Source organism: Streptomyces sp. NPDC086077 (assembly GCF_040686175.1).
Taxonomy (GTDB): Bacteria; Actinomycetota; Actinomycetes; order Streptomycetales; family Streptomycetaceae; genus Streptomyces.
The window spans coordinates 1-15,613 of record NZ_JBFBJT010000161.1 but is presented as its reverse complement, the minus strand read 5'-3'; the positions used below and the strand labels follow the sequence as shown (position 1 = coordinate 15,613).

General features: G+C 69.7%; 10 protein-coding genes. 4 read left to right on the top strand and 6 right to left on the bottom strand.

What is annotated here, in order from left to right; all coding sequences use genetic code 11:
• Nucleotides 1–41: 41 nt before the first annotated feature.
• The 6 genes from AB0O67_RS31550 to AB0O67_RS31525 form a co-directional block, all read right to left on the bottom strand.
• Nucleotides 42–995 carry a PAC2 family protein gene (locus AB0O67_RS31550; protein ID WP_365457520.1) on the bottom strand — a complete coding sequence of 318 codons (954 nt, stop codon included), beginning with the start codon at nt 993–995 and terminating at the stop codon, nt 42–44.
• Nucleotides 996–1,162: 167 nt separating this feature from the next.
• Nucleotides 1,163–1,834: a FadR/GntR family transcriptional regulator gene (locus tag AB0O67_RS31545; RefSeq protein WP_365457517.1), complete on the bottom strand. Its 672-nt coding sequence runs from the start codon at nt 1,832–1,834 to the stop codon at nt 1,163–1,165.
• 146 nt (nt 1,835–1,980) lie between these two features.
• Nucleotides 1,981–3,597 carry a glycerol-3-phosphate dehydrogenase/oxidase gene (locus tag AB0O67_RS31540; RefSeq protein ID WP_365457514.1) on the bottom strand — a complete coding sequence of 539 codons (1,617 nt, stop codon included), beginning with the start codon at nt 3,595–3,597 and terminating at the stop codon, nt 1,981–1,983.
• A gap of 49 nt (nt 3,598–3,646) precedes the next feature.
• A complete protein-coding gene (gene glpK, locus AB0O67_RS31535) occupies nt 3,647–5,188 on the bottom strand; it encodes a glycerol kinase GlpK (RefSeq protein ID WP_365457511.1) in 1,542 nt (513 codons plus the stop codon).
• 92 nt (nt 5,189–5,280) lie between these two features.
• Nucleotides 5,281–6,075 (bottom strand): MIP/aquaporin family protein, encoded by a 795-nt coding sequence (locus tag AB0O67_RS31530; RefSeq protein WP_365457508.1) that lies wholly within the window; start codon nt 6,073–6,075, stop codon nt 5,281–5,283.
• A 339-nt stretch (nt 6,076–6,414) separates the two neighbouring features.
• Nucleotides 6,415–7,179 (bottom strand): IclR family transcriptional regulator, encoded by a 765-nt coding sequence (locus AB0O67_RS31525; protein WP_365457505.1) that lies wholly within the window; start codon nt 7,177–7,179, stop codon nt 6,415–6,417.
• 315 nt (nt 7,180–7,494) lie between these two features.
• On the opposite strand from AB0O67_RS31525, the gene metH reads away from it, so the two are divergent.
• The 4 genes from metH (at nt 7,495) to AB0O67_RS31505 (ending at nt 15,501) form a co-directional block, all read left to right on the top strand.
• Complete coding sequence (metH, locus tag AB0O67_RS31520; RefSeq protein ID WP_365457502.1) at nt 7,495–11,007, top strand: methionine synthase; 3,513 nt, start codon at nt 7,495–7,497, stop codon at nt 11,005–11,007.
• A gap of 128 nt (nt 11,008–11,135) precedes the next feature.
• Entirely contained in the window at nt 11,136–11,828 is a 693-nt protein-coding gene (locus tag AB0O67_RS31515) for an HAD family phosphatase (RefSeq protein WP_365457499.1), read from the top strand.
• A gap of 423 nt (nt 11,829–12,251) precedes the next feature.
• On the top strand, nt 12,252–13,853 hold the full coding sequence (locus AB0O67_RS31510; protein WP_365457496.1) for an ABC transporter substrate-binding protein: 1,602 nt from the start codon (nt 12,252–12,254) through the stop codon (nt 13,851–13,853).
• Nucleotides 13,854–13,920: 67 nt separating this feature from the next.
• Nucleotides 13,921–15,501: an ABC transporter substrate-binding protein gene (locus AB0O67_RS31505; protein ID WP_365457493.1), complete on the top strand. Its 1,581-nt coding sequence runs from the start codon at nt 13,921–13,923 to the stop codon at nt 15,499–15,501.
• The last annotated feature ends 112 nt before the right edge of the window (nt 15,502–15,613 follow it).

The following is a 15,613-nucleotide window of genomic DNA, read 5'->3' as shown; positions in this document are numbered from 1 at the left end:
GGCCGCTTCCACCCGGTGGAGGAAGCGGCCCAAGGTCGTGCTCACTGCTCGGACGAGTCGTCGTCCTCGTTGCTCGGCTTCGGCGGCCGTTTGTCCCGCAGGAACGGAGGGCCGTCACCGCCGTCCGTGGCGTGCCCGCCGGGCGGGGTGCCGCCGCCGTCCCGGCGCCGCAGATACCGCTCGAACTCACGGGCGATCGCCTCGCCCGACGCCTCCGGCAGCTCCGCGGTGTCGCGGGCCTCCTCCAGCGTCTGCACGTACTCCGCGACCTCGCTGTCCTCCGCGGCCAGCTGGTCCACCCCCACCTGCCAGGCGCGCGCGTCCTCGGGCAGCTCGCCCAGCGGGATGCGTACGTCGATCAGGTCCTCCAGGCGGTTGAGCAGGGCGAGGGTGGCTTTCGGGTTGGGAGGCTGCGAGACGTAGTGCGGCACGGCCGCCCAGAGCGACACCGCCGGTACGCCCGCGTGCGTGCACGCCTCCTGCAGGACGCCGACGATGCCCGTCGGGCCCTCGTACTTGGTCTCCTCCAGATCCATGCGCTGCGCCAGGTCCGAGTCGGACGTGGTCCCGCTGATCGGGACCGGGCGCGTGTGCGGGGTGTCACCGAGCAGGGCGCCCAGGATGACCACCAGCTCCACGCCCAGCTCGTGCGCGAAGCCGAGCAGCTCGTTGCAGAACGAGCGCCACCGCATGGACGGTTCGATGCCGCGGACCAGGACCAGGTCGCGCGGCTTGTCGCCGCCGACCCGGACCACCGACAACCTGGTCGTCGGCCAGGTGATCTTGCGTACGCCGGCGTCCATCCACACCGTGGGCCGGTTCACCTGGAAGTCGTAGTAGTCCTCGGCGTCCAGCGCCGCGAACACCTCGCCCTTCCACTCCCTGTCCAGATGCGCGACCGCGGTGGAGGCGGCGTCGCCGGCATCGTTCCAGCCCTCGAACGCGGCCACCATGACCGGGTCGATCAGCTCGGGAACCCCCTCGAGCTCGATCACCCAGCGCCTCCTTCCGACGTGCCCTCGCCTGACGTCCCAACCTTACGGCGTGCGGCGGGGGCGCCCGCAGCCCCCTTGCACGGGGGAGTGAACGGATCACTGCCCCGTTCGCCCGCCCCGGACACCCCGCGATTCATCCGAGCTGTCCCCCATTCGTACACGCTTGTTCACAGCGAACTGCGCAGCCACTGCTCCACGCTCGCGATGTGCACCGTGGCCCAGGAGCGGGCCGCCTCCGCGTCCCGGTCGCGCAGCGCGGCGAGGATCGCCCGGTGCTCGTGCAGGGTGCGGCTGACCGCGTCCCGCTGGGTCAGGCCACGCCAGATCCGGGCCCGGGTGGTCGGCCCGGACAGGCCGTCGAGCAGCGAGCACAGCACCGAGTTGCCCGACGCCTGCACGATGCTGCGGTGGAACTCCAGGTCGCAGGCGACGAGTTCCTCGACCGAGGGCTGCGCGCCCAGCGCCTCCAACTGGGCGGAGAGCGCGTCCAGTTCCCGCTCGCCGATGCGTGCGGCCGCCAGCGCTGTCGCGGCCGGCTCCAGGATGCGGCGCACGGCCAGGAACTCCAGCACGGTGTCGTCGCGGTGGAAGTCGACGACGAAGCTCAGCGCCTCCAGCAGCAGTTGGGGATCCAGGCTGGTGACGTACGTGCCGTCACCCTGGCGTACGTCCAGGATCCGGATCAGCGACAGCGCGCGTACGGCCTCCCGCAGCGAGTTGCGGGACAGGCCAAGGTCGGCGGCGAGTTCGCTCTCCTTGGGCAGCCGGTCGCCGGGCCGCAGCGCGCCGGAGACGATCATGCCCTTGATCTTTTCGATCGCCTCGTCCGTCACTGCCATGGTCGGCCTCCCTGTCGCCCAGACCTCCGAGGTCTTCGCACATTATGCGGCCTCACCAGGAGCGACGGCCCGCTGCGCCGTCCGGACCACGGGCACGGAGAGGGGCGGCTCCGTCGGCGTGGAGCCGCCCCTCTCGGCCGTACCGGCTACTTCTTGTCGAGCAGGTCCTGGACCTTCGCGCGAACGTCGTCCGTGGCCAGGCCGCGGATCGTCAGGGTCGTGCGGCGGCGCAGCACGTCGTCCGCGGTCTCGGCCCACTCGTGGTCGCGGGCCCAGACGACCTGCGCCCAGATCTCCGGGGCCTCCGGGTGCACGCGCCGGGCGAGCTCGGGGTCGTCGTTGGCGATGCGGGCGATGTCGAAGGCCAGCGAACCGTAGTGCGTGGCCAGGTGCTTGGCGGTGTCCGCCGCCATCCGCGGGCCGGGCGCCGGGCCGTCGACCAGCAGCCGGTGGGCGACCGCGCGCGGGTTGGCGACACCCGGCAGCGGCAGCTTCTTCGGCAGCGAGGAGATCGGCTCGAAGTCCTCGCCCAGCGGGTGACCGGGCAGCGACTCCAGCTTCTTCATGATCGTGCGGCCGATGTGGCGGAAGGTCGTCCACTTGCCGCCCGCGACGGACAGCATCCCCCCGCGTCCCTCGGTGACCACCGTCTCGCGCTTGGCCTTGGCGGTGTCGCCGGGGCCGCCCGGCAGCACCCGCAGACCCGCGAAGGCGTAGGTGATGAGGTCCCGGTCGAGCTGCTGGTCGCGGATGGAGAACGCGGCCTCGTCCAGGATCTGCGATATGTCCTGCTCGTTGACCGCGACGTCCGCCGGGTCGCCGTCGTACATCTCGTCGGTGGTGCCGAGCAGCAGCATGTCCTCCCAGGGGAGGGCGAAGGTGATGCGGTACTTGTCGATCGGGGTGGCGAGCGCGGCCTTCCAGGGGGCGGTGCGCTTCAGGACCAGATGCGCGCCCTTCGACAGGCGGATCGACGGGGCGGCATGAGGGTTCTCCATACGGCGCAGGTGGTCGACCCAGGGGCCGGTCGCGTTCAGTACCAGGCGGGCGTCGACGCCGAACTCGTCGCCGGACAGCCGGTCCCGCAACTCGGCGCCGGTCACCCGGCCCTGGGTGAAGCGCAGGCCGGTGACCTCGGCGTGGTTGAGGACGACCGCGCCCGACTCGACGGCCGCGCGGACCGCCATCAGGGCCATCCGGGCGTCGTTCATCTGGTCGTCGCCGTACACGGCCACGGCCTTGAGGTTCTCGGTGCGCAGCTCGGGCACGTCTGCCTGGGCCTTGGCGGGGGAGAGCAGATGGCCCACGCCGTCGCCGAAGGCGGAGAGCATCGAGTAGGCGAAGACACCGGCGCCGAGCTTCGCGGCGCCGTGCGGGCCGCCCTTGTACACGGGGAGGTAGAAGGTCAGCGGGTTCGCCAGGTGGGGGGCCACCTGGCGGGAGACCGCACGGCGCTCGAAGTGGTTCTCGGCCACCAGCTTCACCGCGCCGGTCTGCAGGTAGCGCAGACCGCCGTGGAGCAGCTTGGAGGATGCGGAGGAAGTGGCTCCGGCGAAGTCGCCGGCGTCGACCAGGGCCACCCTGAGGCCGGACTGCGCGGCGTGCCAGGCGGTGGAGATGCCCAGGATGCCGCCGCCGATCACGAGAAGGTCGTACGACGCCTTGGAGAGCTGCTCCCGGGTCTCGGCGCGGCTCGGGTTCGAGCCGGAGGCCGGGTGCGTGCCCAGGGCAGGCACGGACTGCAGGGTGGACTGGCTGGTCATGTGGGGTTCTTACTCCTCGTCGGCCGACTGCGCGTCGGCGCTCGTCGAATCAGCTCTCGTCGTCTTCGAGCCAGCCCATGGTCCGTTCCACGGCCTTGAGCCAGCTCTTGTACTCACGGTCGCGGTCGGCCGCGTCCATGCGGGGGGTCCACTCGGCGGCCCGGCGCCAGTTGGCGCGCAGGTCGTCGGTGCTGTTCCAGAAGCCGACGGCGAGACCGGCGGCGTAGGCGGCACCGAGGCAGGTGGTCTCCGCGACCATCGGACGCACCACGGGAGCGTCCAGGAAGTCCGAGAGCATCTGCATCAGCAGGTTGTTGGACGTCATGCCGCCGTCGACCTTGAGGGCCGTCAGCTCCACGCCGGAGTCCTTCGTCATGGCATCGGCGATCTCCCGCGTCTGCCAGGCGGTGGCCTCCAGCACGGCGCGGGCGAGGTGCGCCTTGGTGACGTACCGGGTCAGGCCGGCGATCACACCGCGGGCGTCGGAGCGCCAGTACGGGGCGAACAGACCGGAGAAGGCGGGCACGAAGTAGGCGCCGCCGTTGTCCTCGACGGACAGCGCGAGCGTCTCGATCTCGGCGGCGGTGGAGATCAGGCCCATCTGGTCCCGCATCCACTGCACCAGCGCACCGGTGACGGCGATCGAGCCCTCCAGGGCGTAGACCGGCTTCTGGTCGCCGATCTGGTAGCCGACGGTGGTCAGCAGCCCGCTGTAGGAGTTGATGATCTTGTCACCGGTGTTCATCACCATGAAGGTGCCGGTGCCGTACGTCGACTTGGTCTCGCCCTCGGAGAAGCAGGTCTGGCCGAACAGGGCCGCCTGCTGGTCGCCCAGCGCGGAGGCGACCGGGATGCCGCCGAGCAGGTCGCCCAGCTTGCCGCCGGTGATCTCGCCGTACACCTCGGCGGAGGAACGGATCTCCGGCAGCATCGCCAGCGGCACACCGATGGACTCGGCGATCTTCTCGTCCCACTGCATGGTGTGCAGGTTCATGAGGAGGGTGCGCGAGGCGTTGGTGACGTCGGTGACGTGATGACCGCCGTTGACACCGCCGGTCAGGTTCCAGATGACCCAGGTGTCCATGGTGCCGAAGAGGATGTCGCCCGCCTCGGCGCGCTCCTTGAGGCCCTCGACGTTGTCGAGCAGCCAGCGGGCCTTGGGACCGGCGAAGTAGGAGGCGAGGGGGAGGCCCGTCTCGCGGCGGAAGCGGTCCTGGCCGACGTTGCGGCCGAGCTCCCGGCACAAGGCGTCGGTGCGGGTGTCCTGCCAGACGATGGCGTTGTGGACGGGCTCACCGGTGTTCCTGTCCCACAGCACGGTGGTCTCGCGCTGGTTGGTGATGCCGATGGCCTTGATGTCGTCGCGGGTGATGCCGGCCTTCTCGATGGCTCCGGCGACGACCTCCTGGACGTTGGTCCAGATCTCGCCGGCGTTGTGCTCGACCCAGCCGGGCTTCGGGAAGATCTGCTCGTGTTCCTTCTGGTCGACGGAGACGATCCGGCCGTCCCGGTCGAAGACGATGCAGCGGCTGGAGGTCGTGCCCTGGTCGATGGCTGCGATGAAGGGGCCGGCCGTGTGGGCGTCGGTCACTGTGTGCTCCTGGGGTTCCGTATGTCTGGGCTGTGCACGGCGTGGTTCCTGCGGTTGCGAGAGCGGCCGTGGCCGCTCTGGACGAACCCGCTCTAGACGAACGCGAGGTTGTAGAGTCCGGCGGCCGCCGCGCCGCCGATCAGCGGGCCGACCACCGGGATCCAGGCGTAGCTCCAGTCGGAACCGCCCTTGTTGGGCAGGGGGAGCAGGGCGTGCACGATGCGCGGGCCGAGGTCACGGGCCGGGTTGATGGCGTAACCGGTCGGGCCACCGAGCGAGAGGCCGATGCCGACCACGACGAGGGCGACGAGCAGGCCGCCCAGGGTGCCGAGACCGTTGCCGTTGTCGTTCAGGCCCTGTGTGAGGATGGCGATGACCAGCACGAACGTACCGATGATCTCGGTGGCGAGGTTCATCGCCACGTTCCGGACCTCGGGTCCGGTGGAGAAGATGCCGAGCACCGGGCCGGCGCCCTTCTCCCGCGCCTCGACCGCCTTGGCGTCCTTCGCCTGGGCGTCCGCGGCGCCGACGATCTCGCTGTCGGTGAGGTGCGCGTGGAACTGGCCGTAGTAGGCGACCCAGACCAGGACCGCGCCGATCATGGCGCCGAGCAACTGACCGCCCCAGTACACGGGCACGTTGGTCCAGTCGTCGTTCGCGATCGCCAGGCCGAGGGTGACGGCCGGATTGAGGTGGGCGCCGGAGAGCGGCGCCGAGATGTAGACGGCCGTCATCACCGCGAAACCCCACCCGAAGGTGATCGCGAGCCAGCCGGCGTTCCGGGCCTTGGAGGCCTTGAGCACCACGGCGGCGACGACGCCTCCGCCGAGGAGGATGAGTATGGCGGTACCTATGGTCTCGCCGATGAAGATGTCGGAGCTGGACACCCGCGACTCCTTTGTCCTGTCCAGGGGGAGAACCCCGCGTCCCTTCCGGGGTCCGTCGGCCCTTGGCGTCATCACACTCTAGCGCGTATTGCCGGTAGGTGTTCGACAATGCCGACCGATGGACGGGAGTCTTGCCTCGGCGTTACGCGCAGTCAAGAGGTCTCTTGCCGAAAGCGCGATGGTGGTGGGTTGTGTTGAGTTATTGACCCATCGGCCCGGTAGGCCGATCTATGACCAATATGTTCCGTTTTGGGCAGACCGGCAGCCGGAACGCCCCACGGCATCCCGGTCTCTCCCGCGCGATATTGCGTATGTGCTGTTCAGGGCCCTGCGGGCGGTTCAGAACCGGCCGGCGCCCAGATCGCGCGACACCGCGCGGGCGCAGTCCCGCACGGCGGCGATCAGCTCGGACCGCAGCTCCCCGTCCCGGCCCAGCCGCTCCACCGCACCGGTGATGCCGACCGCGCCGACTGGCATGCGCCGCCGGTCGTGGATGGGCGCGGCGACGGACGCGACGCCTTCCCAGGTCTCCTCGACGTCCGCGGCGTACCCGCGCGCGCGGGTGAGGTCCAGGACGTGCTCGAAGGCGCTCAGGTCGCACACCGTGCGGTCCGTGAAGGCCTTGCGGTCCGACTCCAGGGCCTCGCTGTGCGCGACCGGGTCGTAGGCCGACAGGACCTTGCCCAGGGCCGTGGAGTGCAGTGGCTGCATGGCGCCGATCTCCAGCACCTGGCGGCTGTCGTCGGGCCGGAAGACGTGGTGCACGATCAGCACGCCCTGCTGGTGCAGCACCCCCAGGTAGACGCTCTCGCCGCTGGACCGGGCGAGGTCGTCCGTCCACACCAGGGCACGCGCGCGCAGTTCGTGCACGTCGAGGTAGGTGGTGCCCAGGCGCAGCAGCTCGGCGCCCAGCTGGTAGCGCCCGGAGGCGCCGTCCTGCTCGACGAACCCCTCCTGCTGGAGGGTGCGCAGGATGCCGTGGGCGGTGCCCTTGGCGAGACCCAGCGCCGAGGCGATGTCCGACAGGCCCAGCCGTCGCTCACCGCCCGCGAGAAGGCGCAGCATCGCGGCCGCCCGTTCGAGCGACTGGATGTTCCGTGCCATCGCCGTCCTGCCTCCGTCCCCTTCGACCGTCGAACCGCGACGTCGCTGTTGCCGTACGGCAATGTCTACCGTTCGGCAATGCCGAACACTACCGGTCCATGCCGACCTCCCGCCAATGGGCGCTCGACAGCTGTCGTGTCCGGCGTCCCCGGGGAGTGGCCTGTGCGCCACGCCGGTCCGTCTCGTGGACGCCCCTGACCCTAGGCCCCCGGTCCCGGCTACCCTGGCCGCGTGCGCCCCTCCGCTGGACGTTCCGCCGGAGCATCCGGGGAAAGCGCAAAGCCGACAGCCGTCGCATTCCAGGGAGCCCCTTACATGGCCTCGTCGCCGCAGTCCCCCGTCACCGACAGCCGGACCCGCGCGTCCGCCCTCCGTGAGGCACTCGCCACCCGTGTGGTGGTGGCCGACGGAGCGATGGGCACCATGCTCCAGGCGCAGGACCCCACGCTGGAGGACTTCCAGAACCTCGAAGGCTGCAACGAGGTGCTGAACGTCACCCGCCCGGACATCGTCCGCTCGGTGCACGCCGAGTACTTCGACGCGGGAGTCGACTGCGTCGAGACCAACACCTTCGGCGCGAACCTCTCGGCCCTGGGCGAGTACGACATCGCCGACCGGATCGTCGAGCTGTCCGAGGCCGGCGCGCGCATCGCCCGCGAGACGGCCGACGACTACGCGCGGCGCACCGGGCAGCCGCGCTGGGTGCTCGGCTCGATGGGCCCCGGCACCAAGCTGCCCACCCTCGGCCACACCACCTTCGCCGCGATCCGCGACGCCTACCAGCAGAACGCCGAGGGCCTGCTCGCGGGCGGCGCCGACGCGCTGCTCGTGGAGACCACCCAGGACCTGCTCCAGACCAAGGCCTCCGTCGTCGCCGCCCGCCGGGCGATGGAGACGGCCGGGTACGACGTACCGCTGATCGTCTCGGTGACCGTCGAGACCACCGGCACCATGCTGCTCGGCTCCGAGATCGGTGCCGCGCTGACCGCGCTGGAGCCGCTCGGCATCGACATGATCGGCCTGAACTGCGCGACCGGCCCGGCCGAGATGAGCGAGCACCTGCGCTTCCTCGCCCGCCACTCCCGCGTCCGCCTGTCGTGCATGCCGAACGCCGGCCTGCCCGTGCTGACCTCCTCCGGCGCCCACTACCCGCTGACCGCCCCGGAGCTGGCCGACGCCCAGGAGAACTTCGTCCGCGACTACGGCCTCTCCCTGGTCGGCGGCTGCTGCGGTACGACGCCTGAGCACCTGCGCCAGGTCGTCGAGCGGGTCCGCGACCTCACCCCGGGCGAGCGCGCCCCGCGCCCCGAGCCGGGCGCCGCCTCCCTCTACCAGTCGGTGCCGTTCCGCCAGGACACCTCGTACCTGGCCATCGGCGAGCGCACCAACGCCAACGGCTCGAAGAAGTTCCGCGAGGCCATGCTGGCCGCCCGCTGGGACGACTGCGTGGAGATGGCCCGCGAGCAGATCCGCGAGGGCGCGCACATGCTCGACCTGTGCGTGGACTACGTCGGCAGGGACGGCGTCGCCGACATGGAGGAACTGGCCGGCCGCTTCGCCACCGCCTCCACCCTGCCGATCGTCCTCGACTCCACCGAGGTCGAGGTCATCCGGGCCGGGCTGGAGAAGCTCGGCGGCCGCGCGGTGATCAACTCCGTCAACTACGAGGACGGCGACGGCCCCGAGTCCCGGTTCGCCAAGGTCACCGGGCTGGCCCAGGAGCACGGCGCCGCGCTGATCGCCCTCACCATCGACGAGGAGGGCCAGGCCCGCACGGTCGAGAAGAAGGTCGAGATCGCCGAACGGATCATCGGCGATCTGACCGGCAACTGGGGCATCCGCGAGGAGGACATCCTCATCGACTGCCTCACCTTCACGATCTGCACCGGCCAGGAGGAGTCCCGGAAGGACGGCATCGCCACCATCGAGGCGATCCGCGAGCTGAAGCGCCTCCACCCCGCCGTGCAGACCACGCTGGGCCTGTCGAACATCTCCTTCGGCCTCAACCCGGCCGCCCGCATCCTGCTCAACTCCGTCTTCCTCGACGAGTGCGTCAAGGCGGGCCTGGACTCGGCGATCGTGCACGCGTCGAAGATCCTGCCGATCGCGCGCTTCGACGACGAGCAGGTGAACACCGCCCTCGATCTGATCTACGACCGGCGCCGCGAGGGCTACGACCCGCTGCAGAAGCTGATGGAGCTGTTCGAGGGCGCCACGGCGAAGTCGCTGAAGGCCGGCAAGGCCGAGGAACTGGCCGCCCTGCCGCTGGAGGAGCGCCTGCGGCGGCGCATCATCGACGGCGAGCGCAACGGCCTGGAGCAGGACCTCGACGCGGCCCTCCAGGACCGTCCCGCCCTGGACATCGTCAACGACACCCTCCTGGAGGGCATGAAGGTCGTCGGCGAGCTGTTCGGCTCCGGCCAGATGCAGCTGCCGTTCGTGCTCCAGTCCGCCGAGGTGATGAAGACCGCGGTGGCCTACCTGGAGCCGCACATGGAGAAGACCGACGACGACGGCAAGGGCACCATCGTGCTGGCCACCGTGCGCGGCGACGTGCACGACATCGGCAAGAACCTGGTCGACATCATCCTGTCCAACAACGGCTACAACGTCGTCAACCTGGGCATCAAGCAGCCGGTCTCCGCGATCCTCGAAGCCGCCGAGGAGCACCGGGCCGACGTCATCGGCATGTCCGGCCTCCTGGTGAAGTCCACGGTGATCATGAAGGAGAACCTGGAGGAGCTCAACGCCCGGGGCCTGGCGGCCGGCTACCCGGTCATCCTCGGCGGCGCCGCGCTCACCCGGGCCTACGTGGAGCAGGACCTGTACGAGATCTACGAGGGCGAGGTCCGCTACGCCCGCGACGCCTTCGAGGGCTTGCGCCTGATGGACGCGCTGATCGGCGTCAAGCGGGGTGTGCCGGGCGCGAAGCTGCCGGAGCTCAAGCAGCGCCGGGTGCGGGCGGCCACCGTCGAGGTCGAGGAGCGCCCGGAGGAGGGGCATGTGCGCTCCGACGTCGCCACCGACACCCCGATCCCGAAGCCGCCGTTCTGGGGCACCCGGGTCATCAAGGGCATCCAGCTCAAGGAGTACGCGTCCTGGCTGGACGAGGGCGCGCTGTTCAAGGGCCAGTGGGGCCTGAAGCAGGCCCGCACCGGTGAGGGACCGTCGTACGAGGAACTGGTCGAGACCGAGGGCCGGCCCCGGCTGCGCGGGCTGCTGGACCGGCTCCAGACGGAGAACCTGCTGGAGGCGGCCGTCGTCTACGGCTACTTCCCCTGTGTCTCCAAGGACGACGACCTGATCATCCTCGACGACGCCGGCAACGAGCGAACCCGCTTCACCTTCCCGCGCCAGCGCCGCGGCCGCCGGCTGTGCCTGGCCGACTTCTTCCGCCCGGAGGAAGCCGGCGAGACGGACGTCGTCGGCCTCCAGGTCGTCACGGTCGGCTCGCGGATCGGCGAGGAGACCGCCCGGCTGTTCGCGTCGGACTCCTACCGCGACTACCTGGAACTGCACGGCCTGTCCGTGCAGTTGGCCGAGGCGCTCGCCGAGTACTGGCACGCGCGCGTGCGCGCAGAACTCGGCTACGCGGGCGAGGACCCGGCCGACATCGAGGACATGTTCGCGCTGAAGTACCGCGGCGCCCGCTTCTCGCTGGGCTACGGCGCCTGCCCCGACCTGGAGGACCGGGCGAAGATCGCCGACCTGCTGGAGCCGGAGCGGATCGGCGTGCGGCTCTCGGAGGAGTTCCAGCTGCACCCGGAGCAGTCCACCGACGCCATCGTGATCCACCACCCGGAGGCGAAGTACTTCAACGCACGGTGACCCGGTGCACCACGCCTGTGACCCTCCACACCGCGCGCTGATCGGAATAGTCGTACACTGGTCGGTCCACAGTAGGCCGGTTCCCTACCCGGGAACCGGCCTGCTCGTCCCTCCAGGAGGTACGCCGGATGACGACGACCGTCCCCGCTATCGGCACCCGTACGGCCGAAGGCTCCGCGCTGCAGGCCGTGCTCCTCGACATGGACGGCACCCTGGTGGACACCGAGGGTTTCTGGTGGGACGTGGAGTGCGAGGTCTTCGCCGGCCTCGGTCACACCCTCGACGACTCCTGGCGCCATGTCGTGGTCGGCGGCCCGATGACCCGCAGCGCGGGGTTCCTGATCGAGGCGACCGGCGCCGACATCACCCTCGCCGAGCTCACCGTGCTGCTCAACCAGGGGTTCGAGGACCGGATCGACCGGGCGCTGCCGCTGATGCCGGGCGCCGCGCGGCTGCTGGGCGAGCTCGCCGTGCACGAGATCCCGACGGCCCTGGTCTCGGCCTCCCACCGGCGCATCATCGACCGCGTCCTGGGCATCCTCGGGACCGAGTACTTCGCCCTGACGGTGGCCGGCGACGAGGTCGCGCGTACCAAGCCGCACCCGGACCCGTACCTGTTCGCCGCCGCCGGGCTCGGCGCGGATCCGGCCAGATGCGCGGTCGTCGAGGACACCGCGACCGGCGTGGCCGCGGCCGAGGCGGCGGGCTGCCATGTGGTGGCCGTCCCCTCGGTGGCGCCGATCGCCCCGGCGGCGCGGCGCACCGTGGTGCGTTCGCTCGAAGAGGTCGACCTGGCATTTCTGCGCGGCCTGCTGAACTGATGACGCGCATGCGTGGGAGTTCACGCGCCGTGCTCCGGTCCCACGGCAATTCCATCGCTGGAAATCCGATGGGTGTGGATGGCCGAATTACGGTGGGCCCGCTCCCAATTGAAAGTGTGACGTTCCCCACTTCGGCGGGGGTCGACAGCGTGGCGCGTATGTGCAGCCGCATCCCATAACGGGTCGGTTGCCCCGCCTTTGTGTCCTGATTCATGGGATGCTGCACGAATCCTTCCCCTGTCGGGTTTTCGGTGCGTCCGCGCCCGGTTTCGCAGCGTGATGGACGCCCAACTCCGGTGGCCACGAGCCCCGTCACGAGGGCGCACTAATCTCATCGCGAGAACCTCACCCCATCCCCGTGATCGGCTGCGACACCCCTGCATGCCGGGTACACGGACCTGACAGCTGTGGAGAATCCCGAGCATGAACCGCAAGACCTTGGTGCTGCCGGCCGTGGTCGGACTGCTTGCTCCCGCGCTTGCCGCGTGCGGCGGGTCCGACGGCGGCAGCGACGGTGGTGGCTCGATCGTCGTGGGCACCACCGACCGGTTCATCGCCTCCAAGGACGCCCCCGCACCGCTCGACCCGGCGTACGCGTACGACGTGGGCACCTGGAACGTGCTCCGTCAGACCGTGCAGACGCTGATGGTCCAGCCGCGCGGCGAGGGCGCCCCTGTCCCGGAGGCCGCCGAGAGCTGCGGGTTCACCGACTCCGGCAACGAGCGCTACGCCTGCAAGCTGCGCGCCGACCTCAAGTTCTCCAACGGTGACGCCATCACCGCGGCCGATGTGAAGTTCTCCATCGACCGGGCCCTTGCCATCAAGGCGGACAGTGGTGTCTTCGCCCTGCTGTCCACCATCGACACCGTCGAGACCAAGGGCGACCAAGAGGTCATCTTCCACCTCAAGACCGCCGACGCCACCTTCCCGTACAAGCTGTCGACCCCGGTCGCGGGCATCGTGAACCCCGACAACTACGAGAAGAACAAACTGCGCGAGGGCTTCCAGGTCGACGGCTCCGGCCCCTACGTGCTCAAGGGCGAGGAGAAGGACGGCGAGCTGGTCAGATCGGTGTTCACCAGGAACCCGAACTACAAGGGCGCGTTGAAGGTGCAGAACGACGAGGTCGACATGGTCTCGTATGAGGACGCCGACGCCATGGGCGCCGCCCTCGAAGGCGGTGACATCGACGTCATGACCCGCTCCATGACGCCCGAGCAGATCGACAAGCTGGCGGTCGCCGACGGCGATGTCGACCTGGTCGAGATGCCCGGCCTGGAGATCCGCTATCTGGCCTTCAACACCGAGGCCCCGACGGTGAAGAGCAAGGCCGTACGCCAGGCCATGGCACAGCTCCTCAACCGCGACGAACTCATCTCCGCGGTCTACGGCTCCCAGGCCGATCCGCTGTACTCGCTGGTCCCGGCCTCCATCACCGGGCACTCCAACGCCTTCTTCAACAAGTACGGCGACCCCAGCGTCGCCAAGGCCAAGGGCCTGCTCGACGACGCCGGCGTCGAGACGCCGGTGAAGCTGACCCTGCACTACACGACCGACCACTACGGCGCCGCTACCAAAAAGGAGTTCGAGGAGCTGCGCAGGCAGCTCAACGGCAGCGGACTGTTCCAGGTCGGTATCGAGGGCGCCCCCTGGGACACCTTCGTCCCCGCCGAACGCAACGGCGAGTACGACGTCTTCGGGATGGGCTGGTTCCCCGACTTCCCGGACCCCGACAGCTACGTCGCCCCGTTCCTGGACAAGGACAACTTCCTCAAGTTGCCGTACGCGAACAACGAGATCCGCAACACCCTGATCCCGGACTCCCGGCGCGAGGCCGACCGTCTGGCAGCCGCCGACAGCCTGAACAGGATCCAGGACATCGTTGCCGAGGACGTGCCCCTGCTGCCCCTGTGGCAGGGCAAGCAGTACGTGGCGGCGCGTGACGACGTCACCGGCGTCGCCTACGCGCTCAACGCCTCCGCCACCCTCCAGCTGTGGGAGCTCGGCCGTGGTGTGAGCGGCTGACGCCTTCCGGGCACGACCGGGTGCCGGAAGGCGCCCGGGTACTTCAAGAACGACGTAAGGCACGCACGTGAACATACGCAACCAGTGGCCGGTCCTGCCGATCGTGGCCGGTCTGGCCTCCGGCCTGCTGACCGGATGCGGTTCCGAGTCCGGTGACTCCGGGGAGAACGGCTCCACCGTGGTCGTGGGGATGTCGGACGACGTCCTCGCCACCGACCCCGCGTCCGGTTACGACCCGGGCTCCTGGCTGTTGTTCAACAACGTCTTCCAGTCCCTGCTCAGCTTCCCCAAGGGCGGCACCGAGCCGCAGCCGGAGCTGGCCCAGGCGTGCAACTTCACGGACGGTTCGACGAAGGTCTACACGTGCACCCTGAAGGAGGGCCTGAAGTTCAGCAACGGTGACCCGCTCACCTCGAAGGACGTCAAGTTCTCCTTCGACCGCATGCTGAAGGTCGACGACGAGGCCGGCCCGGCCATCATGTTCCCGATGCTCGACCAGGTCGAGACGCCGGACGAGAAGACCGTCGTCTTCGACCTGAAGGTCGCCGACGCCACCTTCCCGAGCAAGATCGCCTCGGGCGCCGGCTCCATCGTCAACCACCGCGAGTACGACGCCGGCACGTTGCGCACGGACGGCAAGGCGGTCGGCTCGGGCCCGTACAAGCTCGACTCGTTCACCGAGAACGAGGCCGTCTTCTCGGTCAACGAGAACTACCAGGGCACCGCCGAGGTGCAGAACTCCGGCGTCACCATGAAGTTCTTCCACGGCGACCGCGCCGCGCTCAAGAAGGCGCTGCAGTCCAAGGACGTCGACATCGCCTACCGAGGCCTGAGCGCCACCGACATCGCCGACGTCGAGCAGGCCGACTCCGACTCCGGCGTCAAGATCATCGAGGGCAGCAGCGCCGAGGTCCAGCACCTGGTCTTCAACATGGACGACCCGGTCGCCGGGAAGCTCGGCGTCCGCCAGGCCATCGCCCACCTGATCGACCGCGACGCCCTCATCGAGGACGTCTACCAGGGCACCGCGACCCCGCTGTACTCGATCATCCCGGCGGGTATCGCGGGCCACAACACGGCCTTCTTCGACACCTACGGCGCCCGGCCCTCCAAGGACAGGGCCGAGGCCGCGCTGCGCGCCGACGGCATCACCGACAAGGTGAAGATCACCCTGTGGTCCACCCCGTCCCGCTACGGCCCCGCCACCGACGAGGAGCTGCAGACCATAGCGGCCCAGCTGAACGCCAGCGGACTGTTCGCCGCCGACGTCAAGTCCGTGGCCTTCGACCAGTACGAGCAGGACATCGCGGACGGCAAGTACGGCGTGTACGTCAAGGGCTGGGTGCCCGACTACCCGGACGCCGACAACTTCACCGCCCCGTTCTTCGGCCAGGGCAACGTGCTGGAGAACAACTACAGCAACGACACGATCACCGGCACGCTCATCCCGCGCACCGCCGCGCAGATCGACCGCGCCGCCACCGACGACGAGTACGGCGAGCTGCAGGACATGGTCGCCGAGGAGGTCCCGCTGCTGCCGGTCTGGCAGGCCAAGCAGTACGCGGTCGTCCGCGAGGAGGTCTACGGCCTGGAGTACTGCCTCGACGCCTCGACCGTCTTCCGCTTCTGGGAGATCAGCAAGGGCTGAGGCCCGGACCCGCCGAACGCCGAGGGCGCCCGCTTCCCGGAGATCCCGCACGGCGGCAGACTTGAAGCGGGCCGAGGCGGACCGGCGTACGGCGGCCGAGGCACACACCCGA